Below are 24,876 nucleotides of genomic sequence, written 5' to 3'. Positions count from 1 at the left end.
GTCCAGAGAAGTGGAAACCATGTTCAAGACCATCAAGAAACTGGCTGCGGCCGTCATTTCGCTTACCCTCGTCTCCACCACCAGCGCCTTTTCCGCCGGCATCGAAGGTGCCCCGGCACCCTTCGACAAGAAGACCGTCAACATCGCCGTCGTCAGTTTCCTCGGCAGCGGCGACTGGCTGCAGGCTTTCGAGGCGGGCGTGAAGCGGCAGGCAGATACGCTGGGCGTCAAACTCACCGTCTCCCAAGCCCGCAACGACAACGACACGCAGAGAAACCTCGTCGAGCAGGCCATCAATCTCGGCGTTGACGGCATCATCATCAATAACGGCCGCCCGGAAGTGCTGAAGGACGTGGCGCAAAAGGCGCTCGACAAGGGCATCAAGGTCGTCGCCTATGACGTCAACCTCGAGAACCCGCAAATTCCGCAGATTGAGCAGAGCGACAGGGATATGGCCAAACTCGTTCTGGATCAGGCCGTGAAGGACAAGGGTGAGGGCTTCGTCGGCGGGGCCGTCTATGTCGCCGGCTTTGCGCCCCTCGACCGGCGCTACGCCGTGTGGAAAGACTTTGTCACCACGCACAAGCTGACGGAAAAAGCCGTCTGGGGCGTCGTCAACGATACGGTGCCGGCTTCCGTCGCAGACCAGACAAAGGCCATTCTGCGCGCCAATCCGGATATTTCGGTCATCTTCACCCCGTGGGATGAATTCGCCAAGGGCGCAAAGCTTGCCATCGATGAACTCGGCCTGTCGCAGCAGGTAAAAATCTACGGTGTCGATATTTCGACAGCCGACATCCAGCTCATCACCGAGCCGGACAGCGCCTGGGTCGCCTCTGCTGCCACCAACGCCGCTGTCGTCGGCGAAGTCTCGGTGCGTACCGTCTCCCTTTCAATCGCGGGCCAGTTCCCCGGCCAGTCGGTTCTGTTGCAGCCGACGCTCATCACCCGTGATGATCTGGTGAAAAACGACATCGGCACGATCGAGGATCTCCAGAAGAAATTCCCGGCGTTTCTGAAGAGCGACGCCGCGACCGCCTCGTGGATCCCCGCCGTCAAGCACTGATCGCCTTCACCAATATGCGCCGCCACCGAGAGGCGGCGCTTTCCATTTGCAAAGAAGAGTACACATGGCCGCCACCGACCTTCCCACACCCGATTTCGCCCGCAACATGAAACTCATCGGCCACAGCGATATCGGCGGGCGGGGTGACGGGCTGCAACTGATGGTCCATCGCGGTTATGCCTATGTGGCGCATCCGTGGTCGCGAGGGTTTTCGATCATCGACGTGCGGGATGCGAAGAACCCTGTCGTCGTCAACTACGTGCAGGCCCCGGCCAACACCTGGAATATTCATCTCCAGACACATGACGACCTGTTGCTGGTCATCAACGCGCTCGACCTCTTCGCCGATGTCGAATCTTTCACCGATGAAAAGGCCTATTATACGAAATCCGTCGGCGAGACGGTCGCTGCGGAAAAAAGGGAGCGGGTCTGGACCGCAGGCATGACCGTGTTCGACATCTCCACGCCCGACAGGCCGAAAAAAATCGGCCAGCTGGATGTCGAAGGCATCGGCTTCCATCGCCTGTGGTACGTGGGTGGGCGTTACGCCTACGCTTCCGCCCTACTGGATGGCTTTTCCGATTACATCTTCGTCACCATCGACCTTGCCGATCCGACGAAGCCACAATTTCTGGGACGCTGGTGGTTGCCGGGCATGAACCTTGCCGAGGGTGAAAAACCCGGTTGGGGAGAGGGAAAACGTTATGCCCTGCACCATGCCCTTGTGCACGGCGACACTGCCTATGCCTGCTGGCGCGATGGCGGCCTGACCCTGCTCGACATCAGCGATCATTCGGCGCCGAAACTCATCACCCACCATAACTGGTCACCGCCCTATGGCGGTGGCACTCATTCTCCACTGCCATTGCCGGGTCGCGAACTGCTCGTCGTCGCTGACGAGGCGGTGCTGGACAATGAGGAAGACGGGCGCAAGCACACCTGGATTTTCGACATCCGCGTCCCCGAAAATCCGATCAGCATCTCGACGTTCCCCATTCCGAACGAGATCGACTACGTCAAAAAGGGCGGGCATTTCGGCCCGCATAACCTGCACGAAAACCGGCCCGGCTCCTTCGTGTCAGAAACGCTGATCTTCGCCACATGGCAGAATGCCGGCATCCGCGCCTTTGATATTTCCGATCCGTATCATCCCGTTGAAACCGGCGCCCTTGTTCCGGCGGGGCCAACGACAATGACAGACCGCCGTCCGGGCCGGCCCAAGGTCATCCAGTCTGCGGATGTCTTCGTTGACGCCAACGGCCTGATCTACGCGACCGACTACAATGCCGGGCTGGAAATCATCGAATATGGCGGATGAAACGGCGTGATTTATCAAGAAAAATCGCCCGGAAAAATCCGGGCGATTGCAGCTGGTAAAACAGGCCAGGTCAGACCGCTTCGTCGTGAGACGGTTTTTCCCAGAGGTTGATGCCGCCTTCGACGGCGTGGCGGTCGATTTCGGCCAGTTCTTCCGCCGTGAAATACGGGTTGTTGAGCGCTGCGACGTTTTCCTCCACCTGTCTAGCCGAGCTTGCGCCAATCAGCGCCGAGGTGACGCGTTTGTCGCGCAGGACCCAGGCGATTGCCAGCTGCGCCAGCGATTGGCCACGGTTTCTGGCAATTTCATTCAGAGCGCGGGCGCGCTCGATATTTTCCTGCTTCAGATGCTCGGGGCGAAGGAAATCCCCACCCGGACGGTTGACGCGCGCATCCTGCGGAACGCCATCAAGATATTTATTGGTCAACAATCCCTGTGCCAGCGGCGTGAAGGCGATCACGCCCGCGCCCACCTCATCGGTCGCGTCCAGCAGGTCTTTTTCAACCCAGCGATTGAAAAGATTATAGGCGGGCTGGTTGATGAGAAGCGGCACGCCGCGCTCTTTCAGCAGAGTCGCGATCTCACGCGTCTTTACGCCGGAATAGGACGACACGCCGACATAAAGCGCCTTGCCTTGACGAACGGCCTGGGCCAACGCATCGGCGGTTTCTTCCAGCGGCGTTTCGGCATCAAAGCGGTGCGAATAAAAAATATCGACATAATCCAGCCCGAGCCGCGTCAGGCTCTGGTCGAGGCTCGAGAGAAGCGCCTTTTTCGAACCGCCGCCGTGCCCGTATGGACCGGGCCACATTTCCCAGCCAGCTTTGGTGGAGATGATCAGCTCATCGCGGTGATTGGCGAAATCCTGTTTCAGGATATGGCCGAAATTCACCTCGGCGCTGCCGGCAGGCGGACCATAATTGTTGGCGAGGTCGAAATGCGTGATGCCGAGATCGAAAGCCTTGAAAAGAATGGAGCGCTGCGTTTCCAGCGGCGTGGCATCACCGAAATTGTGCCATAGCCCGAACGAAATCGCCGGCAGTTTCAGGCCGCTGCGCCCGACGCGGCGGAAGGTGGCATCTTCATAGCGGTTGGGATCTGGATGGTAAGTCATGGTCTCTGCTTTCCTGATGGCGTTGAACGGGTGTCCGGCGATCGATGATCGCAGGTGGGAGAGGACATTTTTGGTTTTGAATCGCGAAGTTAGATCGCCCCGTGTCGCGGCGGCAGCGCGCCGTTCAGATAGAAGTTGCCGATGTGGTGATACTTCCAGCGAACGGGATCGTGCAGCGAGTGGGTTCTAGCGTTGCGCCAGTAGCGGTCGAGCCCGTAGCTTTCCAGCGTGGAGCGCGCGCCACCGAGTTCGATGAGCTTTGTTGCGGCCAGTTGAGCGACTTCCGTGCCAAGCGACTTGACCTCCGCGACCGCGATGGAGGCGGCGGCGACTGTTTTTTCGTCCGGTGTCGCCGTCGCAATGTCGAGGATACGGCCCGCTCTCGCCAGCAGGGCATCCGCCGCATGCATACGGATGGAAACATCTCCAACGGCGTGAATGGTGTGCGGGTCTTCGTAACCGTGCTCGATGCTCAGCTCGAAAAACGGGCGGGCGTGGGCTCGAACGTAGGATATCGTCTCCGCAAGAGCGCCGCGCGCGATGCCGACCTGAACCGCAGCATGAATGATCTGTGCGAAAGGGCCCATAGGGGTCGGCCGCTCGAAAACCACATCATGGTCTACGATCTGGAACGGCGTGATTTCGACATCGTCGAAGGTGACAGTGCCGCTGCCGGTCGTCCGCTGACCAAACGACGTCCAGTCATCGATCAACGTAAGACCCGCCGTCGCACGATCGATGAAGACGATGTTCACCCGCCCATCCGGTCCCTTGGCGACGGCAACGATGATATGAGCAAAGAGGGAGCCGGTGGCATAGAATTTTTGACCGTTCAGCAGCAGTCTGCCATCCCGCTCGGCAAAATGCGTCTTGTAATCAACAGGGGTTTTGGTACCGATTTCGGTGAAGGCATTGCCCAGCCGGTCTCCTTCGAGAACACGCTGGAAATAGTGCCGCTTCTGCTCTTCGCTGCCCGAAAGCCGCAACGCCTCGACCATATAGAAGTGATTTTGCGGAATTTGCCCGATGCTACCATCGGCTGCGGAAATGAGCGCCGTCACTTCCGCCAGCGTCGCCGTCGAAACGCCAGCGCCACCATATTCTTTCGGCACGGTAATGGCCCACAGGCCGCTTTGCGAAAAGCGCTCTATTTCGGCAAGCGGCAAGCGCCGCTCCCGGTCGCGTTCGGCGGCACCGGCAGTAAAGGCAAGCGCCAGCTCCCTGGCAACGGCAATCGCCTCCGCATCGTCCTTTATGATGTGAGCCTTCGCCCGGCGCGGCGGAATATGCGGCGCAGGCTTTCCCGAGGTCAACGCGGCCTCGCGATGCAGCTTCCGATCGGTCGTTGTCATCGAGGCGACCTCAGTTCCAGGCGTGGCGCGGCGGATGCGCACCGTTCAGATAATAATTTCCCACATGGAAATACTTCCACCGCACCGGATCGTGCAGTGTGTGAACGCGGGCATTTCGCCAGTGCCGGTCCAGCCCATGTTCGGCAAGCGTGGAACGGGTGCCCGCAAGTTCGAACAGTTTGTTCGTTGCCAGAATGGCAATTTCGGTGGTGAGAACCTTCGATTCACCGGTCTTTATCGTCGCCTCCGAGACGGTTTCCAGCGTCGTGTTCCGCTTGGCGGCGTCGATGCTGTAACCGGCGATCTCGAGAAGCGCTTCGGCTGCATGCAGACGGATTTTCAGATCGCCGATGGCAGCGATGGTGAAGAGGTCTTCACCCGCCGTCTGCTTGCCGCTGTCGAGCCACGGGCGGCTATGTTTGCCGATGAAAGCGATGGTGTCATCGATCGTTCCCCGAGCGATGCCGACGTCGATTGCAGACTGGATGATCTGCGAAACCGGCCCGCCGATGGTGGGGTGATCGAAGGACGTGACCTTGACCGCCCGCTCCTTTGGCACGCGAACATTTTCGATCTTCACCGATCCCGATGCCGTGGTGCGCTGGCCGAAGCTCGACCAATTATTGGTGACCGTCAGGCCCGCAGCATCGCGGTCGGCGAAAACCAGATATCCCTGACCCGTTTCATCAAGGGCGACAATGGGCACGATATGCGCCAGAAGCGCGCCGGTTGTATAAAATTTCTCGCCATTAACGACGACGCTGTCACCGTCATGGACCACTTTCGTCTCGAAATCGGCAACCGTCTTGCTTTTCAGTTCGGAAAACGCGTTGCCGTAGCGAATGCCCTGAAGCGCCCAGCTGAAAAACAGCTTTTTCTGCTCTTCGGTACCATCAAGTTCGACGGTGGCGACGATTGCCAGATGGTTCTGGGTGATCTGGGCGATGGCGGGATCGGCCGCCGCGATTGTGGCGATGACCCTGGCAAGCGTTGCGTAAGAGACTTCCGGCCCGCCATAAGCCCTGGGGACATTGATGCTCCAGAGACCGCTCTCAGAATATTCGTCCAACTCCTCAATCGGCAGCAGGCCTTCACGATCACGCAGTGCGGCACCGACCTTAAATTTTTCCGCCAGCCGCTGCGCGATTTCTATCGCTTCGGCGTCCGATGAGACGATATGCGCAGGCGTTACCGGACGCGGCCGCGGCGAAATCGGATCAACGGAATTGACGCGCGGATGAACACTGTAGTCGATCTTGGTCTCGGAAATCGTGCCCATGGGCCGCCTCGCAAACACGGTGAATGATGGCGTGAGCATCGCACAAGGCACAGCACTGAACAGTAATTCTATGTTTTTTATGCTCTAAAAAAGGGAAGGTTTTTCTCTGTAATCAAGAAAAAATAAAAGATGCATTGAGCGGATGGAGAGTGAAATATCTACCCCGGGACTGATTGCGCCGGGGTGGGCCGAGGGTTCACCACAATCGATGCAAGGCTGCGCGCTATCTCATGCGCCACATAGACCGCATGTTCCGTGACCTGAGGCAGCCCCATCAATTCTCCGAAGGTTCCGCGCGCCAGCGGACCGCCGATCAGCAATGTTTCGATTGTCTGGCCCTGTTGGCCGACAGCGCGTGATTGCTCGTCGCAGCGAATTCCGAGCCCGGTGGGGCAGAGGGTCAGCAAACCCGCCACCTCCAGACCGGCAAGAAAGACTTGCGATTTCAGTATTCCGCCATGGGCCGGGCCAGTCGTGACGATCACCGCATCGACGTCAATCGGCGTGACATCCTTTTCACCACGATATCTAAGGTCGATATGCAGCGAACCGCTTTGGCCAAGCCGTGTGGAGACAAGCGAACCGGCGACGATCTGCAACTGGCCGGCAATGACGGCCGCATCCAGCAGCGTCTCCACCTGCGGCGCAACCCTGAACCGATGCGCATCCCAGAAGGGACGCAGCCAACGCACAACCCTGCGCCGTTCGTGAAGGGGGAGATTCCGCCATATATCCCGCCCCTGCAGGCGGACGGCATCCAGAACGCCATGCCAGCTCACGCCACCGGCTTGCGCCTCTCGCAAAGCCCCACGAATCCGCCGCAATAATTCCGATGCGCGTCTCGACGGCGGATCGATGAAGTCCCCATAGGGCTCCTGCGGCACGGCCGGATGACCCCGCGACCGCAAACCCCGGCGCGACAGCGAAACGACCGACCCATGATGGCCGCGCCGCTTCAGCGCAGCAAACGCATCGGCCGCCGTCAGGCCATTGCCAACAATCAGAATGCGGTCACCTGCCGCGATATTGTCCAGTGCGGCGTCTGCATTCACGTCAGCCACCAGCTTCGGATGGCTGGCAAGCGTTTCCAGCGCGCGTGGAAGAGCCGGCGGGGGGTGGCTTGTCGCCACCACCACGATATGCGCGAAGTGACTGTCGCCATCTGCGGTATGCACTTGCCAGCCATCACCGTGGCGGGCCACCTGCTCCACGCGGCTGCGCTTGTGTTCGACGATACCCGCTTCCAGCAACGGAGCGATCTCGGCGGCGACATAGGCGCCGAAGACACGGCGCTGAGGATAGGCCTGCCCGTCCGGTAAAACTGCGTCCACATCACCCGCCAGTACATTGGTTCTCGCGAGATAACGGACAAAACTATCTGGATCGTCGGGATAAAGCGTCATGCGCCCGGCCGGCACGTTGATCCGGTTGGCAGGTTCCGGCGTGGAATAGGCAAGCCCCGAGCCGAGCTTAGCCCTCGGTTCGAAGACGATGATCCTCACCTCCCGCCCTTCAACGGCGCGATGGAGATGGGCAGTAAGCGCCGCCCCGCTAAATCCACCACCAATAATGGCGACGATGGCACTCTTTCCGTTTACTGACATTTCAACTCGTGTGATCCCACCGGTTCTTTGGCCCACGGAGAAAATCTACAGCATTTGTCGTTTTAGTAGCCTGCTGAAGTTCCAATTTTGGCGCGCAGCGGGGAAAATTCATCTGCCACGCCTGTCATACGGCATCGGTTTCGTTCCCGTACACATTTTGCTCTCCGGGAGGTGCGGGGATGAGGCTGCTGCCCGTCCCGGCCGACACGCAATTTTATTCCTCTGGTTAGTCTATAAAGAACATCAAGAAACTATCACCCGCTTGCTGCACTCTTTATTCTCGGCTGCGACATATCTGGGAGTTCAGCATGAGCAAGACCATCCGCTTCAATGCCTTCGACATGAATTGCGTTGGCCACCAGTCGCCCGGGCTTTGGGCGCATCCACGCGATAAATCCTGGAAATACAAGGATCTCGATTATTGGCAGGATCTGGCACGAACGCTGGAACGTGGCGTGTTCGACGGCATCTTCATCGCCGACGTCATAGGCTATTACGACGTCTATAAGGGGTCGAACTATCACGCCCTTCATCAGGCGGCGCAGATACCGGTCAATGATCCGCTGCAGCTTGCCGCCCCCATTGCGCTGGCGACGGAACATCTGGGCATCGGCATTACGGCTTCCACCTCGTTCGAACATCCCTACACATTTGCGCGCCGGCTCTCGACCGCCGATCACCACTCCAAAGGCAGGATCGGCTGGAATATCGTAACCTCCTATCTGGAAAGCGGGGCGAAGAATATCGGCCAGGGCGGCCTGCGTCGCCATGACAACCGCTATGAAGTCGCCGCCGAATATATCGAAGTGCTCTACAAGCTTTTCGAGGGAAGCTGGGAAGAAGGCGCGGTGCTGCGCGACCGTGACCGCCGCATCTTCACCGATCCCGCCAAGGTTCACGAGATCGGCCACAAGGGCAAATATTTCGAGGTGCCGGGTTATCACCTGAGCGAGCCCTCGCCGCAACGCACCCCCGTTCTCTATCAGGCGGGCGCTTCAGGCCCCGGCAAGGCCTTTGCCGCCGAACATGCGGAGTGCATTTTCGTGGCTGCTCCGACCAGATCGGTTCTCAAACAGCACGTCGCGGAAACCCGCCGCCGCGTCGCCGAAGCCGGGCGCGATCCCAAAAAGGTATACATCTACACGCTGGTCACCATCATCACCGACGAGACGGAAGAAAAGGCGCAAAAGAAGTTCGAGGAATACCGGGATTATGTCTCTTATGACGGCTCGCTGGTCTTCATGTCCGGCTGGAGCGGTATCGATTTCGGCCAGTATGCACCGACAGATCAGGTCAGGAAGGTTGAAACCAATGCGATTCATTCTTTCGTCGAGCACATAGCCGGCGGCGACAAATCCTGGACGATCGACGAACTGGCGAAATTCGGCGGCATCGGCGGCATGGGGCCGGTTTTTGTCGGTTCCCCTTCCCGCATCGCCGATATTCTGCAGGAATGGGTGGACGATACGGATGTCGACGGCTTCAACCTTGCCTATGCGGTGACACCAGACAGTTTCGAGGATGTTGTCGGTTATATAGTACCGGAACTCCAGAAACGCGGCGTCTATCCGATCGCGTATAAGCCCGGAACACTCCGGGAAAAGCTCTTCGGCGATGGCGACTACCTGGCAGCCAATCATCCGGCCAACCGCTATCGCGACATTGAAGCAATCAAACGGGAAGAGGCAGAAGCGGCCAACGCGGTGCCAAAGAGCGCTGCGGTATAAAACGACCCATCGCCCAAGCCGTTCCACACCACCTGCGATCCCAAGACTTTATCTTGCGCGCCGCCCCTTACGGGGCGATTCATGCATGTGCGGTCGCCTTGCGATTAGCAAAGCCGATGGCGAGCACGAGGAAGATCAACAGGCCCGTGCCGACCTGCTGCCAGTAGAAATTCAGGCCAGACAGCAGAAGACCGTTGGCGACGATGCTGAGCAGCAGAACGCCGAGAACACTGCCGGGCACATTCGGCCGGCCCCTTGGATCAAGTGTCGTGCCGATGAAGGTGGCGCCAATCGCATTCAGCAGAAAGGCGTTGCCGGATGATGGAATGTAAACAGTAACCGTCGAGGTGATGATGAGTCCCGCAATGGCGGCAACAGCCGCCGCCAGAACATAGACCGCCGCCACATGACCGGAAAGCCGGATGCCCGAATAGCGGACGACACTGGCCTGGATTCCTGAGGAAACGACGACGCGACCAAAGCGCGTTCCAGACAGAATGATCCAGGCAGCGACGACGACAGCAAACGCGACAACCAGTGAAACAGAGACACCGAAGAGGTGTCCATGGCCGAGAAACCGAAAGGTCTCCGGCACGCCGGCGGGAGGCAGATAGACAGGATTGCCACCATTGGTCAGCAATTGCTGAATGCTGCGGCCAACGAACAGGGTGCCAAGCGTGGCGAGGAACGGCGAAATGCCGATGCCCGCGATGAGAACGGCGTTAAAAACGCCAACCAGCGCACCGGCAGAAATACCCGCCAGCGCGGCTATTGCCACTGACTGCCCGGCAAGGACCAGCGACACAAAGGCAAGACTTGCAAAATCGATGGCGGCACCTACGGAAAGATCGATTCCACCCGAAGCCACAACGAAGGTCATGGCGATGGAAACAATCGCCAGCAAGACGAAATTGTTGACCAGCACGCTGATGAGGTTCGTTGCGGTCAGAAATCCGGGCGCAAGCGTTGCGAACAGGGCAAAAACGATCAGCAGCGCCGATGGCAGCGCAAAGCGCGCCGCGGCCCGCAGGATCGGGATGATCGTGGTTTTATCATGCGGAGTGGTCGCGACAGACGACATCTTACCGGTTCTCCCGACGTAAAAGGGTCGTGGCCGACACGACGAGCAGGATCAGCAGACCCTGAACGCCGCTCACCAGCGTGCTGGAAATGTTGAGAAGCTGAAAGCCGTTGACCAGAAAACCGACGAAGAGAACCGACAGCAGCGTGCCGGTCACCGTCGGCACCAGACGGCGTGAAAAGACGGCGCCGAGAAGCGCAGTGACCACCACGGGCAACAGCATTTCACCCGACCCGGTGGTGCTGCCGCTGAGATAGGATACGGATAATATTCCTGCGAAGCCGCCAAACAGACCGCTCGTCACGAATGCGCCAGCCACGAAGGATTTTACCGGTAGCCCGGCAGCCCGCGCCGCTTCAGGAAATTCACCCACAGCATAAAGACGCAGCCCCAAAGGCGTATATTGCACCACCGCTGCCACCAGCCCGGCAAAAAAGATGAGCACATAGGCCAGTACCGGTATTCCGGCGGGGCCGCTGGCGGAGAGCGCCGAGAGGAAATCGGTGGAGGCCGGGATCACGGTATTCTGCGTCAGAACCAGTTCGAGCCCGGCCACGACATTCATCACCGCCAGCGTCGCCAGAAGCGGCACGATGCCGACCATCGTGACGGCGAGCGCATTCACGGCGCCGATTGCAGCGCCAGTTCCCAGCGCTCCCGCAGCGGCTGCGGCATCGCCATATCCGGCCTGGGTCAGGGTTGCGTAAACCGCAGCGCTCAGCCCCATATTTGCCGCCAGCGACAGATCGATGCCGCCGGTCACCACGTTGGAACCGCCGGCAATGACAACGATCGTCAGCCCGATGGCGAGAACGCCGCCAATGGCCGATTGCGCCAGCACGTTACCGATATTGCCTACCGACAGGAAAACCGGCGCCGCTAGCGAAAAAAAGGCAAAAACCGCGATAAAGACCGCAAGCGCGCCGCCGCGCAGGGCAACGGTGGCAAGCCTTCGACGAATATTGCTGTCGCGTGAAAACCGAAAGGGCGCTTGCTGCGGGAAATTCAAATCGTGAGGCGCGGTGGACGCGGCGTCAGCGACTGTGAGTATTGGCGTCCGAAGCACCTGTGACCTCCGATAGAATTTGTTCCTGCTGTGTGTCTTTCGAGATGAATTCGCGTGTGATTTGTCCGCGGAAGAACACCAGGACCCGATCCGTTATGCCCAGAAGCTCCTCGATATCGGAGGAAAGGACGATGACGCCGGCACCACGCGCCGCGAGTTCGCCGATCAGCGTATAAATCTCGACCTTGGCGGCGATATCGACCCCGACCGATGGTTCATCGAGAAGATAGATTTCCGACTGACGGCTCAGCCATTTGGCGATTGCGACCTTCTGCTGGTTGCCGCCGGAGAGGGTTCTTACCAGCGCATCCGGCCCTTCCGTTTTTATCTGCAACCGCTTGATCAGATCGTCCGTCTGCCGCCGTTCGTCTGTTTTCCTGAGGAATCCAAGACGGGAAAAGCGCCCGAGACTGGCAAGGGTGGTATTTTCAGCAACGGTGAGATCGAGCGCGACGCCATCGCGGCGGCGATCCTCGGGAACGAGTGCGAGACGCTGCGCCGTCGCATATGCCGGACTGGCGGCCGATATCGTCCCGCCGCCCGCTTCTATGGTTCCGGACGAGGCCATCTCAAGCCCGAAAAGGGTGCGGATGACTTCCTTTGCGCCCGAACCGACCAATCCGGCGAGGCCGAGTACCTCACCTTTTCTTAAGGTGAAGCTGACATCCGAATATCTATCGGCAAGCGAAAGAGCCTTTACAGAAAGGAGATTTGCACCCGGAACGATCTCGGGCTTGGGGTAAAACTCGGCGATCTCACGATTGACCATCAGCGCGCCGATTTCAGCTGCCGATGTCTCGGAAACAGAAAGGGTCGCCACATCCCGACCATTGCGCAGAACCGTCACCTTGTCACAGATATCGACGATCTCGCTAAGATAGTGCGAGATATAGATAACAGTTATGCCATCCTCTCGCAGCCGGCGGATAAGCGCAAACAGCAGCTCCACCTCACGCCGCACGAGGGCTGCAGTGGGTTCGTCGAACACCAGCATCTTGGGATTGTCGAGCAGCGCACGCGTGATCTGGATGATCTGTTTTTCCGCCGCCGAAAGATCGGAAATCAGCGCCGAGTTCGGCAGGCGCACACCGAAGTAGCGCTCTAGGACCTCTGCGGCGCGGCGGCGCATCAGCGGGCGGTCGAGAAACGGCGTTCCCCTGATACGTAGTTCACGCGCCAGAAACAGCGCTTCGCCGACCGTGAATGTCGGCACCAGCAACCGATCCTGATGGATGAAATGAATACCGAGCTTTTCCACAAGATGCGGCGTCAACCGATCATGGGATTTTCCGTCGATCTCGATCGAACCGCCATCCGCCCCGTACAAACCGGCCAGCAGCTTGATGAGGGTCGATTTGCCGGCGCCATTCTGGCCAACGAGACCGTGAACGGTACCACGACGCACGGCAAGCGATGCACCGGAGAGTGCCTGAGCGCCGCTGAAGGACTTGGTAATATCGCGCAGACGAATGATGTCGTCCGTCTCACGGGACTCGACTTGATGATCCGGATATGTTGCGACAGCCACGGCAAACGCTCCATGCAAGGCGATTCAGATTCCTGGGCCAAATCCCGACAGACGCGGAGCAACCGCACCGCGCCATGCAGGCCAGTGCCTCAACCGATGCCGAGCTTCTTGGAGACCTCACCGACATTCACCTTGTTAGCGAGAAGGGCAGGAACATATGTTTCGCGCGGCAAGGTTTCGCCCGCCAGATAACGTGCGACATTGCGGATGGCCGTTCTACCCAGTTCGGCAGGCTGCTGGGCGACATCGGCCGCAGCGGGAGAATTGGCGTCGGCGACAAGCTGAAGAACTTCAGGGCTACCGTCAACACCATAGGTCTTGATTTCCGAGCGCCCCGCCGCGACCAGCGCCTGTGTTGCACCGAGCTGCGGAATATCCCACGCCGACCAGATCGCCTTGATCGAGCCCTTTTCCGGATATTTGCTCAAAATTGCGGTGATCTGCGTAAAGGCGTCCTGAACGGTGTTCGGAATGACGTCCCGCAGTTCCGGCTGGATGATCTTCACCTTGGGGAAATACTTCGTGACGTTGACAAGCTGGTCATAACGGATGGCGCAGGGCGTCACGCCGTAAAAACCGTTGAACACAACGATATTGCCTTCGCCGCCGATATCGGAAACGAGCTGCAACGCCAAATCCTTGCCGATGCCCCAATTGTCCGAGGTGGCGTTGTTCAGTGAATTGGTCGAGCCGACATCGATGGTGAAGACGGGGATGCCCGCATCACGCGCCTTTTTCAGCCAGGGATCGATGACGCTCAAGGTGCCCAGAAGCTGCACGATCGCATCCGGTTTCTGGGCGATCAGCGTCTGAAGCTGCGACACCAGTTTGCCGTCATTGCGGCTTGCGTCAACCGCGATCGGTTCGCCGCCGAGGCGCTTCACTTCCTCGATCTGGGCATTATAGGCCTGCAGATCGAAAAAATGATCCGTACCGGTGGCGCTGATGCCGATGCGCTTGCCCTTCAGGGAAAGCTCCTGTTCGGCGAAAGCGTGCGAACCGGAAACCGCCTGCGTGCCAACGGCTGCAGCAGCAACCGCCGCCAGTTTCAGGAGGTTGCGGCGATTAAACCCGGAAGAGGAAATATCTTCTGTCATGTGCGTCCCCAAAATAGATATAATCTATAAATAAAATATGGAATTTGCCGCCAACAGACAGGATTTTCCAAATGCGAGCCGATGCGGAAAATTTTTAAGCCGTCGGATCGGATTGATTGGGCTCTGTTGACAAAAGGAGTAGCCATCTTGATCGACAGGACTTTAAGCGGTCCGAGACCCGATGAAATTGTCCGAGTCCGCAAGTCCGGGTAGTTGCAGATTGGTGCGGAAGTCGTCACCGATGTGGTCCGTATCGACTATTGCGCGGCGGCGTAGTTCCGGCAGAAGCCCGTTGACTAGCAAATCCTCCTGCTCCGGATTGCCAAACCCGTGAAGGGAAAGCACGTCGAGAATTCCCGCCCGATATCGCTCTTCGATTGCGTCGACAAGTTTCTCAGGCGTGCCCGCCACGGACCAATGTCCTGTTTCCTGCGCCTGGATAATCAGCTCGCGCAGTGACAGCCCCTCTTTGGCGTATCGACGGAAGACTTCCACCCGGCCGCGACGGCGGTTGATGCTTGTTACTTCCGGCAGCAACGTATCCGGCAGAGGCTGGACGATCGGCAGGTCGGATAGATCGAGATGATTTGTCCCGTTTCCTCATCGGAATGGGCAGGGAAATAGGCTCGTCCTGTTTCCCGGAACGGCGCGAGCGGTGGGGATGGACTGGTACAACAGGGATTCGCGAGGAACCGGCTGCACGTAGTGCAGCGCAGCGGAATGAAGGAGGCCGGGCGGAACAGCTGTTTGGGTAAGAGAGGCGACAACGCCACTCGGTCCCCATGAGCGAAGCAGCAGGGAGCTTTGGCGACCGGGGGATGGCAAAAATTCTAGGTCCCACAGGTGGAAAAGACGCTTGGAAAATACTTGCCTCATTTGGTCATGTAATGCTCAGTCACGCTATCGTACGTGCTCCCCGAATTTGGGCCAGCGGGAGCTGGAATTTTCCGGGGTTAAGACTCAGTGCGGCGATGGCGCCTACGAGCCGTTCATGAGCGAAAGCCAATCCTCCATCTTTGCCCCGCCGGAACCTAAAATCCTTGCAATGACAGGGCGGACCATACATTTTTTGAAAGCACATCCTGCAGCATGGCCTTGTCCAGCGACAGGTCGGCAACAATCCGCTTCAGCTTGGCATTCTTCCTCAAGCTGCCGCAGCCGCTTCATCTCCGAGGGCATCAAGCCCGCGTATTTTTTGCGCCAATTGTAAAACGTCGCGTCCGAAATTCCTGCCTTGCGGCAGACCTCGCCGATCGGCGTGCCATCCTCTGCCTGCTTCAACACGAATGCGATCTGCGCTTCCGAAAACTTCGAGGCCTTCATCGAATTCTCCTCTTCTTCCCACCAGGGATCATAAGCGGAAAATTCCAGTTCTAAATGGCCTAATTTATTGGGGGCACGTCAAGAATTCTGTCGCGACTGTTGTCGCGATCACCGGCAAGACGCTCACCGCTCCCCAGCCGGTAATCTGGGTCAGCGCAAGAAGGAACAACACAAAGAGATAACGTTGCATTGTTCACTCGTAGAGCCGAAGTGTGACGCTCAGATAACACCAACAGCGACACCTCATCTCTTGCCGTCGACGGATACTTCTTAAAATCGGTTCGTTTTTCGGCGTATTGCTTATGACGGACGCGCAAACGCATCGCGCGGAAGTGTAAGATTGATGAGAAGCCCGTGCGGTTGCCAGTCCCTTGATACCTGGGCATTCAGGCTCTGGACCAACATCTTTTCGAGAGTCGTTCCGAAGCCGGTTTCCTTGGCCCGCCCGACTGTCGTGGCTCCTGTATTCGATTCCTGCCATGCGATCTCGAAATAGTCAGGCTCTGACGTCACCGAAATATCCAGCCGTCCGTCAGCCACAGAAAGAGCACCGTACTTCACTGCGTTGGTAACATACTCGTGAAAAAGCAGTGCGAGGCTTGTCACGCGGTCGGCACCGATGGGTGGGTTCTCTCCATGCAGATGCCATTGCCCGGCGTCTTTCTCTTCAAACGGAGAGAGCAGGTTAGACAGGAGAGTAAAGAACGTGGTGGACTGTTCAGGGGAAGCTTCGCCGCCGCTGAAGCTAGGCAAAGTCAGTTGGTGAGCGCGCGATAATGCAATCAGGCGATTCTTCATGCTGTCGGCGAGTTCGGCAGGTGACTGCGCCGTGCGTGCGGCCAGCGTTATGATGCTGCCGGTAATCGCAAAAAGGTTTTTGACGCGATGATGCATCTCCCGAAGCAGCATATTCTGATGCTCTGCCGCACGTTTCCGTTCCGAGATATCGCGGGCGATCTTGGAAGCGCCGATGATCTTACCGTCGCAGCTCCGAATGGGCGAGATCGTAAGGGAAATGTCAATGAGGGTGCCGTCTTTACGGCGGCGGATCGTCTCGAAATGATCGACGCGCTCTCCCGCATTAATCCGCGTCAGGATCGCCGGCTCTTCGCCCAAACGATCCTCCGGGATAAGAATGGTAATTGGTTGCCCTATTGCTTCGTCCGCCGTATAGCCGAAGAGCCGCTCCGCACTCAGGTTCCAAGTAGTTATGATCCCCTTTAAGGATTTGCTGATAATAGCGTCATCGGAAGATTCAACGATAGCCGCGAGGAAAGCCGCGGCTTCATGTCCCGGCTGCGCTACCATCATATCTGCTTGCAGCCGCTTCAGACGGTCTTTGATTATTTCGCCATCGTCGGCACGCCGATCGTCTTCCATTTTCCGGCATCCGAGTTGTGAATGTGGAATCTTTGCTAGCAGTCCCGTGGACTTTCCCTGAAGATATTCCGTTTTACTCGTAGCGCAACGTCTGATGTTGGCGCAGCAACATCATTACTGCAGAACGCAGACGAGCGACGTATTACAAGCCTGTCGACCGAAATATGTGTAGAGGCGGTCACCGATGAGCACAATACCAGTTATTCCATACGATGATGCATGGATCGAACGCTTCGAAGAAGAGCGTTTGAGCTTCACGGCATATCGCCGGATGGCAACCCATCTGGAGATACCCGCGATTTCCATCACGGTGGGCCGACACCAGTTCCTGCAGGTATCACCAGCTGAGATTGATGAGGCATTGGCGCTTGACGGCGTGAGCGAAGATGTCAGCCCGCGCGTTGTTCCGTAACGACGCCACAATCGAGCATTGCCAGCGCGTTCTGGATTGCGGCGCCGGAGGCCGTGTTGTCGAACACGCACCAGGAGCCGGCGGAAAGGCGTTTTTCAAAAGAGCGGATTTCTTCCGCGCTGTAGTCCGAATAATACATCCTGGGCGCACCGTGCAGACGGACATATCTTGGCAGCTCTGAAAAATCACTTGCGGGCCAGACCGGTGCCGGATCGGCCAGAACGCGATCAACGGCATATCGTGTTAAAACCTCTTCCGCCGGGGGCGTGGCCCAGCTTGTGTGGCGCGGCTCGATTACCAGCATGCCTGGAAAAACCTCACGCATGGCTTCGAACGCGGCTGTGGCCTCATTGTCATCGAACTTAAGGGTGGATGGCAATTGGCACAATAATGGGCCTAGCTTGCTATTCAGCCCCGCGAGCTCTTCAACGAATGTCTTGAAAATTTGACCGATGGCATGCAGCCGATGCTCATGCGTTATCTCTCGGGGCAGCTTCACGGCGAAACGGAAGTCATCCGGCACCGAGTTTGCCCAGCGCTCGAACGTCGTCATCCGGTGGCGGCGATAGAAGGTGGAATTGATCTCGACGCCGTTGAAAACAGCGGCATAACGGCTGAGCCCGCTTCCCGTTTCGGGAAAAAGGTGGGCCACGGTCCTGGGGATGGACCATCCAGCTGTTGCAATGACCGGCACTCTCGTCCGCCCTCTCGGATTTGAAAGAAAGGCTGGCATATGCCGGCCTTTCTTCATTGCGAGATCTAGCGTCTGTAGCGCAGACGCTCCTGTTCGATTTCAGCTGGTTCATAAGGGTCCAGCGTGTCATCAAAGCGTGACCAGCCCTCTTTGGCATAGGCTTCACGGCGCTGATCGGGATCAACCCAGTTGGACTGGCGCAGGATATCCTGCGCGTCCGTATAAAGGCTGTCTTCCACTTTCGCGGTTACCAGCGTGCCGCCGCGGCGAACGCCTTCCGCATAGACATGGGCATGGTCTTCCGGCACGCCGGACTCCGTCAGCGCGCCGATAAGCCCGCCGGCGGCACCGCCTGCCACGGCACCGGCCACGGCGCCCGCCGCCGTAGCGGCAAGCCAGCCCGCGGCAACCACCGGCCCGACGCCGGGAATTGCCATGATGCCAAGGCCGGTGAGCAGACCGCCCACGCCACCGACGGCGGCACCGATGCCGGCGCCTTCAGCGGCGTTTGTAGACTTGCCGTGGCGTTCATCTGCATTGTTCGACACGATGCTGATATCCGAGGATGGCACACCGCGTTCTTCGAGCGCGCTGACAGCCGCGCTGGCATCGGAGTAGTCGTCGAAAAGTCCTGTAACGGTCTTCATAGGATTCTCCTGAAGAGTGAATTAGTTAGCGACAATGTTGCCCTGATAGTCGAGCGCCAGGCTTACCGGCTTGCCATCTTTCGAGGCCTTGGCCTGCCAGACACCCTTGTCATCCTTCATAAGGCCGGTGACATCGGTATATCCGGCCTCTGTGAGGCGTGTTTTCGCCTGTTCCTCGGTGAAACTGTTTGCGCCTTCAACAGGCGCTGTCGGATTCTTGGTCTCGGGCGTGGCCACGGCGGGCGTTTTCCCATCGGTTGCCGGGGCGGGGGTGGTCTGTGCGAAGGCGGCAAGCGTCGACGCGCCGACAAGCGCTGCGGCTAAGAGAAGTTTTTTCATGATTTTTTCCTCGTTGTAGCCTTTCGAGCAGGCTCCCACAGCAAACACTATGCTCGCCGCATGGTTCCGCCGCTCTGCAAATAGAATTGGATGGCGTTTGCGTTTCCGTGACGGTGAATGGCTTGCCGAGGTGGTGCGCGGGCAGGCATTGCGGCGGGATGAAAATTATTTTGCCGCCGCAGGAACGTCGCCACGGTTTAAGGGTTCTCCAAGTCCAGCACTCAAAATTTGATCGGATTCCCAGATGCCTGCGGAAAAGACATTGCATGACGTGTCGCCTGACAGGCTCGAGGACATCGGCTTTTCCGCAAACCAGACACTGAAGGCCCAGCCGAAAATGGCGTGAGCCGCCCACTCTGTTCGGGCCGCCTTTCAGGGCGGCTTTTTCATTTCCGGGCCGCGATAGGCCCCTTCCAATTCAGGAGCCACACCATGGCCAAGACCACCAACAGCAAATCACCGCAAGACAAGACCGAGACCGTCACTATTCACGACCAGAAGCTGGAGCGCGGCGCCGGCGGCGAGCTACACCAGACGGCCGAAACAGACGCGCCTGTGCTGACGACCGCCCAGGGCGGGCCGGTTGCCGACGACCAGAATTCTCTGCGGATCGGCGCGCGCGGGCCGCTTGTCGTGGATGATTTCCATTTCCGGGAGAAAATCTTCCACTTCGACCACGAGCGCATTCCCGAGCGCGTGGTGCATGCGCGCGGTTACGGCGCGCATGGCTTCTTCGAGACCTACGAATCCTTTTCGGCCTATACCAGGGCGGATTTCCTGCAGCGAGCGGGCGAAAAGACCCCGGCTTTCGTCCGCTTCTCAACGGTTGCCGGCAACAAGGGTTCGGTCGACCTTGCGCGCGATGTGCGTGGTTTCGCCGTCAAGCTCTACACCCAGGAAGGCAACTGGGATCTCGTCGGCAACAATATTCCGGTGTTTTTCATTCAGGACGCCATCAAGTTCCCCGACCTGATCCATGCCGCCAAGCAGGAACCGGACCGGGCGTTTCCGCAGGCGCAGACCGCCCATGACACGTTCTGGGACTTCATCAGCCTGACGCCGGAAAGCATGCACATGATCATGTGGGCGATGTCGGACCGGACCATACCGCGGTCCTTCCGTTTCATGGAAGGTTTCGGCGTCCACACCTTCCGCCTAGTCAATGCCAAGGACGAATCGACCTTCGTCAAGTTCCACTGGAAGCCGAAGCTTGGGCTTCAGTCGGTCGCCTGGAACGAGGCGGTCAAGATCAACGGTGCCGATCCCGACTTCCACCGCCGCGACCTCTGGCAGGCCATCCAATCCGGCAACTTCCCGGAATGGGAATTGCAGGTGCAGCTGTTCGACCAGGACTTTGCCGACAGCTTCGACTTCGACGTGCTCGACCCGACAAAGATCATCCCCGAGGAAGTATTGAAGCCGCAGCCGATCGGACGGCTGGTGCTCGACCGCATGCCCGACAACTTCTTCGCCGAGACCGAGCAGGTCGCCTTCATGACCCAGAACGTGCCGCCGGGCATCGACTTCAGCAATGATCCGCTGTTGCAGGGACGGAACTTCTCCTATCTCGACACCCAGCTGAAACGGCTTGGCGGGCCAAACTTCACCCACCTGCCCATCAATGCGCCGAAGTGTCCCTTCGCGCATTTCCAGCAGGATGGCCACATGGCCATGCGCAATCCTGTCGGCAGGGCGAATTACCAGCCGAACTCGTTTGGTGAAGGTCCGCGGGAATCGCCGAGCCGCGGCTATCGCCATTTCCCGGCCGAAGAACAGGGAAGCAAGGCGCGGCTACGCCCGGAAAGCTTTGCTGATCATTACAGCCAGGCCCGACAATTCTATATCAGCCAGACACCACCCGAGCAGCGTCACATCGCCGCCGCCCTGACATTCGAACTGAGCAAGGTGGAAACACCTGTTATCCGCGAACGCATGGTTTCGCATCTGATGAACATTGACGAGACGCTGGCAACCACCGTTGCGCAGAAGCTGGGATTAAAGTCGATGCCGAAGCCGGCGGATGCGGCTATGCCGACCCGTCAGGATCTGGAGCCCTCACCAGCGCTCAGCATCGTCGAGCGCGGCCCCAGGCGCTTCGAAGGCCGCAAGCTCGGTATCCTCGTCACCGATGGGGTCGATGCCAAGCTGCTGAATGGCCTGATGTCGGCGATTGCCAGGGAGAAAGCCGTCTGCGAACTGATCGCGCCGAAAGTCGGCGGCGTCACTGCCTCGGATGGCAGCTGGTTTAAGGCCCATCACATGATCGATGGCGGGCCGTCCGTTCTTTTCGATGCGGTCGCACTGCTGACCTCCGTCGAAGCGATAGACGATCTGGTCAATGAGGCAACGGCGCGGGACTTCGTGGCCGATGCCTTCCAGCACTGCAAGTTCATCGGCTATGATCAGTCGGCGCTGCCCTTGCTGGAAAAAGCCGGCATTGCCGACGCTCTTGATGAGGGCACCGTTGCCCTCCCCGGGGAGGAAGGCCTCGCCGGCTTCGTATCGAACCTCGGCAAGCTTCGTATCTGGGGTCGGGAACCTTCGGTAAAGCTCGGAAAGGCTTCACCGCCAATGAAATGAAATCACCAGCGGGCGCGGCAGCGATGCGGCGCTTGGTGGCGCAGGCACTTTCGGGAAAGGAATATCCGCAGCGACAGGTTAGCCGAGGTCGGAAGCAGTCAGAATATTCATATTACGACGCGATTTGGCGTAGACCTTCCGTGCCGCCGCGTAGATGGCGGTGCGCATCGCGTCGAAAGAGGAAAGGCACTGGGCTTCCGACATGCTCATGGCGTGTCCCCGGCCCTTCCCGAGCGCTTCGGCCTCGACAAAAAACCGGATTTCGAACATGCCGTCATGGCCGAAAAAGCGAACCGCTTTACGCACCTCGTCAAAACTGCGGGCCGTGTTGGGGAAAGCGAGCGTCATGACTTGCTCCCCGTGCGCTCTTTCCTGCGCAATGCGTTACGCCGGTTGAGGGACAGCATACCGTCGGTCGCTTCCGCTATGCTGAGATGGGTCAGCCTGCGGCCACCGATGCGCACCGGCACGCCGGTGAAGACATGGTATATCGTCCAGCTCTGATCCCTCTCGATCCGTCTTCCATATTGGGTCTCGAGCGTATCGGAGACGGGAGCGCCGCCTTCGTTCTCCCAGGTCTCTATCCTGAGCGCCTGGCGCCGGTGTTCGTTGCACGTTTCCATGGTGTTGCCTTTCATATGGAACTCGCACGCGGATGTCGTCCGCGTGGAGCCCGTTTCATTCTACGCCGCTATTGCCATGTTCCGCCGGACGAACGTTACGCGGAGGCATAAAGAAATGGCTGATGGTGTATGATCGCCGCTACCGGCACACGCCTGTCGCAATGGGTAAAACTTCGCGGCATCGTCAAAAATGACACCGAAACGCTTGCGCAAACATTTGCAATCGGACGAAGAAAAGAAGACAGCGCCTCTCTGACACCGCAGCGCCATGCGGCCAGCATGACGAAGCCCAATCATGCGCCCGGATTGCGCGGAAAACAAGGCGATGAGCGGCCACACGCCGTATAAGGGAGCACAACTTTTTGACGAGGTTAAATATCGTCAAAAACCAATAGTTGACACTCCGGCAGAGGCAGGATATAAGGAGCAATCGAATTTGCTTGCTTAGCTTTGCTTGTCACGCGTCTGGCACCGCGTTCTGAACGAACCTTTCCTTTCAAAATCGCTATCATCATCCGCAGCGCACGAGTGCTGTGGTTTCTCTATTGCTATGAAAGGGTTCATCATGACCACTGGCACAGTTAAATGGTTCAATTCCACCAAGGGCTTCGGCTTCATTCAGCCTGACAATGGCGGCGCTGACGCGTTCGTCCATATCTCCGCCGTCGAGCGCGCAGGCATGCGCGAACTCGTCGAAGGTCAGAAGATCGGCTTCGAGCTGGAGCGCGACAACAAGTCAGGCAAAATGTCGGCCTGCAATCTGCAAGCTGCCTAACGGGTCTGCGCTTCCCTTTGACCACGGATGTACTGGCACTGACGAAGCACGCCAACCCAATCAAGGCCAGGCAAATTGCCTGGCCTTTTGTTTTTCGCTCGCTGGCCGAGCCCTATCACCGGAACACCCATGACAGAAAAATACAGTATTTCCCGCCAGAAGGCCGAGATCGCTTTCGGCCATATCCAGGCACCGTTCTTCGCGAAGGAAAAAGCGCTTGAAGAGCTCGATTCCATTGCGCAATCCCGCGATGCAAAGACCCTGCGCCTTCGGGAAGCCCGTCTTGCGAAGGAATTATCGGATCGTACCGCCGCAACATCCGCTCTCCTTGCCAAACGCGCCCGCGCGCGCTGATCGATATCCGCGCCGTGATCGTCCTCCGCACAAGACCTGCCTTGACAACCTGACCACCGGCCGGAACGTCGCGAGCGTAAAAGCGTTGCAGACTAAAGGACATGACGATGGCTCTTTCAGGGACAGTGCTGCATGAAGATACGCGCCGGGTTCGATATTGCCTATGAATGCGAAAATGAGACGGCGATGCTGCTGGTTCTCAACATCCATCCCGACCGGCGCGCGGATTTGCTCACCGAACAGGTCCTGACCTTCGACCGGCCGATCGAGGCCTGGGGATATCTGGACATCTTCGGCAATGCCTGCAGCCGCATATCCGCACCGCTCGGACTGACGACGATCTCCACGCGCTTCGACATATATGACGGCGGCCTGCCGGATCCCGTTCCTGAAAACGCCTTCCAGCACGATATCAAGGATTTACCGGACGATGTTCTGGTGTTCCTGCTGGGCAGCCGCTACTGCGACACCGACCGGTTGGCGGACTTTGCCTGGAAAAACTTCTCCGCTACACCACTCGGCTGGCCCCGTGTTCAGGCGATCGTCGATTTCGTCCATTCCCATATTGTCTTCAACTACGAGAAAGCCGATCCGCTGAGGACGGCTTATGGCGGGTTCAACGACAGGACCGGCGTTTGCCGCGACTTCGCGCATCTTGCTATCACCCTCTGCCGCTGCATGAATATCCCGGCCCGCTATTGCACCGGTTATCTCGGTGATATCGGCGTGCCGACAGACCCCAACCCGATGGATTTCAGCGCTTGGCTTGAAGTCTATCTCAGCGGCCGCTGGTATACGGTCGACGCCCGTCACAACACGCCCCGCATCGGACGCATATTGATGGCGACAGGACGCGATGCCACAGACGTCGCGCTGTCCACCGCATTTGGACCGGCTGTGCTGAAGCGGTTCGAGGTGGTTACAGAAGAATTGGCTGGATAACGACCGGTAAAGCGCGAAGGTTCGCGCCTGCCTTTTTTGCCATGGCACCGCTGCGGGCGATAAACGAAACATCCTGTCGCCCTAGAGCGAAAGAGCAGCTGAGATTCATTGACGGGCGTGTCGGCGAAGTCGAAGTCGTCGATGTCTTTTGCCAAAGGCAATTTGGCGATGCTGAGCTGGTAGCGGATGGACCGGGCCTGTTTCTCGGAGATCTCCGACTGCAGGAGTCCAGCGTGGCCCAAGCAGGTAGCGAGTGTACAAGACTACCCGTCTTAGTTGATGCAGACAGAAGCAGAAGCGGTGAAAGAGTTGGTGGCGAAGCTGTAAAATCGTATCCGATCATTCCCTGGTAACGGATAGCAATTCCGCGCTCTTGAAAGGACTCGAACTGTCGACCCTGTCGTTTAGTGGCAGTATTTGTATAAAACTTTCCAATCCGGGCAACTACTTGCTCTCTGGATTGGCCGGTATGGGGCCGCGAGGAGAATGTCCACTCCTGTCCCATGAGCCATCGAAGCGGACATCATCCTTCGAAAAGAACGACCTGCCTGCTTGCGAGACGGTCATTGTGCAAC

Annotated in this window: 25 protein-coding genes and 2 pseudogenes; 10 read left to right on the top strand and 17 right to left on the bottom strand. The window is 58.3% G+C overall.

What is annotated here, in order from left to right; genetic code table 11:
• Window positions 1-19: 19 nt before the first annotated feature.
• Both ACQZ5N_RS15335 and ACQZ5N_RS15330 read left to right on the top strand, forming a co-directional pair.
• A complete protein-coding gene (locus ACQZ5N_RS15335) occupies window positions 20-1,066 on the top strand; it encodes a substrate-binding domain-containing protein (protein ID WP_003504124.1) in 1,047 nt (348 codons plus the stop codon).
• A 64-nt stretch (window positions 1,067-1,130) separates the two neighbouring features.
• Complete coding sequence (locus tag ACQZ5N_RS15330) at window positions 1,131-2,384, top strand: LVIVD repeat-containing protein (protein ID WP_003504122.1); 1,254 nt, start codon at window positions 1,131-1,133, stop codon at window positions 2,382-2,384.
• A gap of 70 nt (window positions 2,385-2,454) precedes the next feature.
• On the opposite strand, the gene mgrA is transcribed toward ACQZ5N_RS15330, so the two are convergent.
• The 4 genes from mgrA to ACQZ5N_RS15310 all read right to left on the bottom strand — a co-directional run bounded on the left by mgrA (window position 2,455) and on the right by ACQZ5N_RS15310 (window position 7,733).
• Window positions 2,455-3,498, bottom strand: a complete 1,044-nt coding sequence (gene mgrA, locus ACQZ5N_RS15325) for an L-glyceraldehyde 3-phosphate reductase (RefSeq protein WP_003504119.1) — start codon at window positions 3,496-3,498, stop codon at window positions 2,455-2,457.
• Between the two features lie 89 nt (window positions 3,499-3,587).
• On the bottom strand, window positions 3,588-4,850 hold the full coding sequence (locus ACQZ5N_RS15320; protein WP_035212775.1) for an SfnB family sulfur acquisition oxidoreductase: 1,263 nt from the start codon (window positions 4,848-4,850) through the stop codon (window positions 3,588-3,590).
• Window positions 4,851-4,860: 10 nt separating this feature from the next.
• Window positions 4,861-6,129 (bottom strand): SfnB family sulfur acquisition oxidoreductase, encoded by a 1,269-nt coding sequence (locus tag ACQZ5N_RS15315; protein ID WP_128286953.1) that lies wholly within the window; start codon window positions 6,127-6,129, stop codon window positions 4,861-4,863.
• 158 nt (window positions 6,130-6,287) lie between these two features.
• Window positions 6,288-7,733: an FAD/NAD(P)-binding protein gene (locus ACQZ5N_RS15310; RefSeq protein ID WP_448733359.1), complete on the bottom strand. Its 1,446-nt coding sequence runs from the start codon at window positions 7,731-7,733 to the stop codon at window positions 6,288-6,290.
• 308 nt (window positions 7,734-8,041) lie between these two features.
• Between ACQZ5N_RS15310 and ACQZ5N_RS15305 the strand changes: the two genes are divergently transcribed.
• Window positions 8,042-9,460, top strand: coding sequence for an LLM class flavin-dependent oxidoreductase (locus tag ACQZ5N_RS15305; protein ID WP_128286951.1), 1,419 nt, complete (start codon window positions 8,042-8,044; stop codon window positions 9,458-9,460).
• Between the two features lie 79 nt (window positions 9,461-9,539).
• On the opposite strand, the gene ACQZ5N_RS15300 is transcribed toward ACQZ5N_RS15305, so the two are convergent.
• From ACQZ5N_RS15300 to ACQZ5N_RS15270, 7 genes and pseudogenes are all read right to left on the bottom strand, one after another.
• On the bottom strand, window positions 9,540-10,541 hold the full coding sequence (locus ACQZ5N_RS15300; protein ID WP_087743090.1) for an ABC transporter permease: 1,002 nt from the start codon (window positions 10,539-10,541) through the stop codon (window positions 9,540-9,542).
• A gap of 1 nt (window position 10,542) precedes the next feature.
• Window positions 10,543-11,550 carry an ABC transporter permease gene (locus ACQZ5N_RS15295; protein WP_080867127.1) on the bottom strand — a complete coding sequence of 336 codons (1,008 nt, stop codon included), beginning with the start codon at window positions 11,548-11,550 and terminating at the stop codon, window positions 10,543-10,545.
• A 25-nt stretch (window positions 11,551-11,575) separates the two neighbouring features.
• Window positions 11,576-13,135: a sugar ABC transporter ATP-binding protein gene (locus ACQZ5N_RS15290; RefSeq protein WP_003504106.1), complete on the bottom strand. Its 1,560-nt coding sequence runs from the start codon at window positions 13,133-13,135 to the stop codon at window positions 11,576-11,578.
• Window positions 13,136-13,224: 89 nt separating this feature from the next.
• The gene (locus tag ACQZ5N_RS15285) at window positions 13,225-14,232 is read right to left on the bottom strand and encodes a sugar ABC transporter substrate-binding protein (protein ID WP_003504104.1); all 1,008 of its coding nucleotides are present in this window, start codon (window positions 14,230-14,232) and stop codon (window positions 13,225-13,227) included.
• Window positions 14,233-14,394: 162 nt separating this feature from the next.
• Window positions 14,395-14,769, bottom strand: a complete 375-nt coding sequence (locus ACQZ5N_RS15280) for a hypothetical protein (RefSeq protein WP_003504102.1) — start codon at window positions 14,767-14,769, stop codon at window positions 14,395-14,397.
• Window positions 14,770-15,299: 530 nt separating this feature from the next.
• Window positions 15,300-15,555 (bottom strand): annotated as a pseudogene (locus ACQZ5N_RS15275) (transposase); the annotation flags it as partial.
• A 300-nt stretch (window positions 15,556-15,855) separates the two neighbouring features.
• Window positions 15,856-16,935 carry a sensor histidine kinase gene (locus tag ACQZ5N_RS15270; RefSeq protein WP_003504098.1) on the bottom strand — a complete coding sequence of 360 codons (1,080 nt, stop codon included), beginning with the start codon at window positions 16,933-16,935 and terminating at the stop codon, window positions 15,856-15,858.
• A 184-nt stretch (window positions 16,936-17,119) separates the two neighbouring features.
• On the opposite strand from ACQZ5N_RS15270, the gene ACQZ5N_RS15265 reads away from it, so the two are divergent.
• Window positions 17,120-17,347: a hypothetical protein gene (locus tag ACQZ5N_RS15265; protein ID WP_448733358.1), complete on the top strand. Its 228-nt coding sequence runs from the start codon at window positions 17,120-17,122 to the stop codon at window positions 17,345-17,347.
• Here ACQZ5N_RS15265 and ACQZ5N_RS15260 read toward each other — a convergent pair.
• The 3 genes from ACQZ5N_RS15260 to ACQZ5N_RS15250 form a co-directional block, all read right to left on the bottom strand.
• On the bottom strand, window positions 17,325-18,041 hold the full coding sequence (locus tag ACQZ5N_RS15260; protein WP_035212728.1) for a DUF72 domain-containing protein: 717 nt from the start codon (window positions 18,039-18,041) through the stop codon (window positions 17,325-17,327). The genes ACQZ5N_RS15265 and ACQZ5N_RS15260 overlap by 23 nt on opposite strands.
• A gap of 65 nt (window positions 18,042-18,106) precedes the next feature.
• The gene (locus tag ACQZ5N_RS15255) at window positions 18,107-18,688 is read right to left on the bottom strand and encodes a general stress protein (RefSeq protein WP_003504095.1); all 582 of its coding nucleotides are present in this window, start codon (window positions 18,686-18,688) and stop codon (window positions 18,107-18,109) included.
• A 21-nt stretch (window positions 18,689-18,709) separates the two neighbouring features.
• Complete coding sequence (locus ACQZ5N_RS15250; RefSeq protein WP_003504094.1) at window positions 18,710-19,027, bottom strand: PepSY domain-containing protein; 318 nt, start codon at window positions 19,025-19,027, stop codon at window positions 18,710-18,712.
• A gap of 432 nt (window positions 19,028-19,459) precedes the next feature.
• On the opposite strand from ACQZ5N_RS15250, the gene katE reads away from it, so the two are divergent.
• Window positions 19,460-21,607, top strand: coding sequence for a catalase (gene katE, locus ACQZ5N_RS15245; RefSeq protein WP_003504092.1), 2,148 nt, complete (start codon window positions 19,460-19,462; stop codon window positions 21,605-21,607).
• Window positions 21,608-21,685: 78 nt separating this feature from the next.
• On the opposite strand, the gene ACQZ5N_RS15240 is transcribed toward katE, so the two are convergent.
• The gene (locus ACQZ5N_RS15240; RefSeq protein ID WP_003504091.1) at window positions 21,686-21,955 is read right to left on the bottom strand and encodes a DUF1488 family protein; all 270 of its coding nucleotides are present in this window, start codon (window positions 21,953-21,955) and stop codon (window positions 21,686-21,688) included.
• Entirely contained in the window at window positions 21,952-22,245 is a 294-nt protein-coding gene (locus tag ACQZ5N_RS15235; protein WP_060725691.1) for a hypothetical protein, read from the bottom strand. Before ACQZ5N_RS15235 ends, ACQZ5N_RS15240 begins: the two co-directional genes overlap by 4 nt.
• 114 nt (window positions 22,246-22,359) lie before the next feature.
• On the opposite strand from ACQZ5N_RS15235, the gene ACQZ5N_RS15230 reads away from it, so the two are divergent.
• From ACQZ5N_RS15230 to ACQZ5N_RS15215, 4 genes are all read left to right on the top strand, one after another.
• Complete coding sequence (locus ACQZ5N_RS15230) at window positions 22,360-22,578, top strand: hypothetical protein (RefSeq protein WP_003504089.1); 219 nt, start codon at window positions 22,360-22,362, stop codon at window positions 22,576-22,578.
• A gap of 217 nt (window positions 22,579-22,795) precedes the next feature.
• Window positions 22,796-23,005 carry a cold-shock protein gene (locus ACQZ5N_RS15225; protein WP_003504088.1) on the top strand — a complete coding sequence of 70 codons (210 nt, stop codon included), beginning with the start codon at window positions 22,796-22,798 and terminating at the stop codon, window positions 23,003-23,005.
• Window positions 23,006-23,134: 129 nt separating this feature from the next.
• On the top strand, window positions 23,135-23,359 hold the full coding sequence (locus ACQZ5N_RS15220; protein ID WP_003504087.1) for a hypothetical protein: 225 nt from the start codon (window positions 23,135-23,137) through the stop codon (window positions 23,357-23,359).
• Between the two features lie 132 nt (window positions 23,360-23,491).
• Window positions 23,492-24,301, top strand: coding sequence for a transglutaminase-like domain-containing protein (locus ACQZ5N_RS15215; RefSeq protein ID WP_003504086.1), 810 nt, complete (start codon window positions 23,492-23,494; stop codon window positions 24,299-24,301).
• A gap of 62 nt (window positions 24,302-24,363) precedes the next feature.
• Here the strand turns inward: ACQZ5N_RS15215 and ACQZ5N_RS15210 are convergent.
• A pseudogene (locus tag ACQZ5N_RS15210) lies at window positions 24,364-24,528 on the bottom strand (ATP-binding protein); the annotation flags it as partial.
• Window positions 24,529-24,674: 146 nt separating this feature from the next.
• Here ACQZ5N_RS15210 and ACQZ5N_RS15205 point away from each other — a divergent pair.
• On the top strand, window positions 24,675-24,876 hold a 202-nt coding region (locus ACQZ5N_RS15205), incomplete at its 3' end, for a hypothetical protein (protein ID WP_448733357.1).

This window comes from Agrobacterium sp. 22-221-1, from assembly GCF_053522445.1.
The sequence above is the reverse complement of the archived record's forward strand: the minus strand, read 5'-3'. Positions and strand labels throughout refer to the sequence as shown.

What these genes read in the sequence shown, in the direction of transcription:
- ACQZ5N_RS15225 (WP_003504088.1), top strand. Translation starts at nt 22,796, where the DNA reads ATGACCACTGGCACAGTTAAATGGTTCAATTCCACCAAGGGCTTCGGC.
- ACQZ5N_RS15300 (WP_087743090.1), bottom strand. Translation starts at nt 10,541, where the DNA reads ATGTCGTCTGTCGCGACCACTCCGCATGATAAAACCACGATCATCCCG.
- ACQZ5N_RS15220 (WP_003504087.1), top strand. Translation starts at nt 23,135, where the DNA reads ATGACAGAAAAATACAGTATTTCCCGCCAGAAGGCCGAGATCGCTTTC.
- ACQZ5N_RS15285 (WP_003504104.1), bottom strand. Translation starts at nt 14,232, where the DNA reads ATGACAGAAGATATTTCCTCTTCCGGGTTTAATCGCCGCAACCTCCTG.
- ACQZ5N_RS15310 (WP_448733359.1), bottom strand. Translation starts at nt 7,733, where the DNA reads ATGTCAGTAAACGGAAAGAGTGCCATCGTCGCCATTATTGGTGGTGGA.
- ACQZ5N_RS15230 (WP_003504089.1), top strand. Translation starts at nt 22,360, where the DNA reads ATGATCGCCGCTACCGGCACACGCCTGTCGCAATGGGTAAAACTTCGC.
- ACQZ5N_RS15215 (WP_003504086.1), top strand. Translation starts at nt 23,492, where the DNA reads ATGAAGATACGCGCCGGGTTCGATATTGCCTATGAATGCGAAAATGAG.
- ACQZ5N_RS15255 (WP_003504095.1), bottom strand. Translation starts at nt 18,688, where the DNA reads ATGAAGACCGTTACAGGACTTTTCGACGACTACTCCGATGCCAGCGCG.
- mgrA (WP_003504119.1), bottom strand. Translation starts at nt 3,498, where the DNA reads ATGACTTACCATCCAGATCCCAACCGCTATGAAGATGCCACCTTCCGC.
- ACQZ5N_RS15330 (WP_003504122.1), top strand. Translation starts at nt 1,131, where the DNA reads ATGGCCGCCACCGACCTTCCCACACCCGATTTCGCCCGCAACATGAAA.
- ACQZ5N_RS15335 (WP_003504124.1), top strand. Translation starts at nt 20, where the DNA reads ATGTTCAAGACCATCAAGAAACTGGCTGCGGCCGTCATTTCGCTTACC.
- ACQZ5N_RS15270 (WP_003504098.1), bottom strand. Translation starts at nt 16,935, where the DNA reads ATGGAAGACGATCGGCGTGCCGACGATGGCGAAATAATCAAAGACCGT.
- ACQZ5N_RS15305 (WP_128286951.1), top strand. Translation starts at nt 8,042, where the DNA reads ATGAGCAAGACCATCCGCTTCAATGCCTTCGACATGAATTGCGTTGGC.
- ACQZ5N_RS15315 (WP_128286953.1), bottom strand. Translation starts at nt 6,129, where the DNA reads ATGGGCACGATTTCCGAGACCAAGATCGACTACAGTGTTCATCCGCGC.
- ACQZ5N_RS15235 (WP_060725691.1), bottom strand. Translation starts at nt 22,245, where the DNA reads ATGAAAGGCAACACCATGGAAACGTGCAACGAACACCGGCGCCAGGCG.
- katE (WP_003504092.1), top strand. Translation starts at nt 19,460, where the DNA reads ATGGCCAAGACCACCAACAGCAAATCACCGCAAGACAAGACCGAGACC.
- ACQZ5N_RS15240 (WP_003504091.1), bottom strand. Translation starts at nt 21,955, where the DNA reads ATGACGCTCGCTTTCCCCAACACGGCCCGCAGTTTTGACGAGGTGCGT.
- ACQZ5N_RS15320 (WP_035212775.1), bottom strand. Translation starts at nt 4,850, where the DNA reads ATGACAACGACCGATCGGAAGCTGCATCGCGAGGCCGCGTTGACCTCG.
- ACQZ5N_RS15250 (WP_003504094.1), bottom strand. Translation starts at nt 19,027, where the DNA reads ATGAAAAAACTTCTCTTAGCCGCAGCGCTTGTCGGCGCGTCGACGCTT.
- ACQZ5N_RS15265 (WP_448733358.1), top strand. Translation starts at nt 17,120, where the DNA reads ATGAGCACAATACCAGTTATTCCATACGATGATGCATGGATCGAACGC.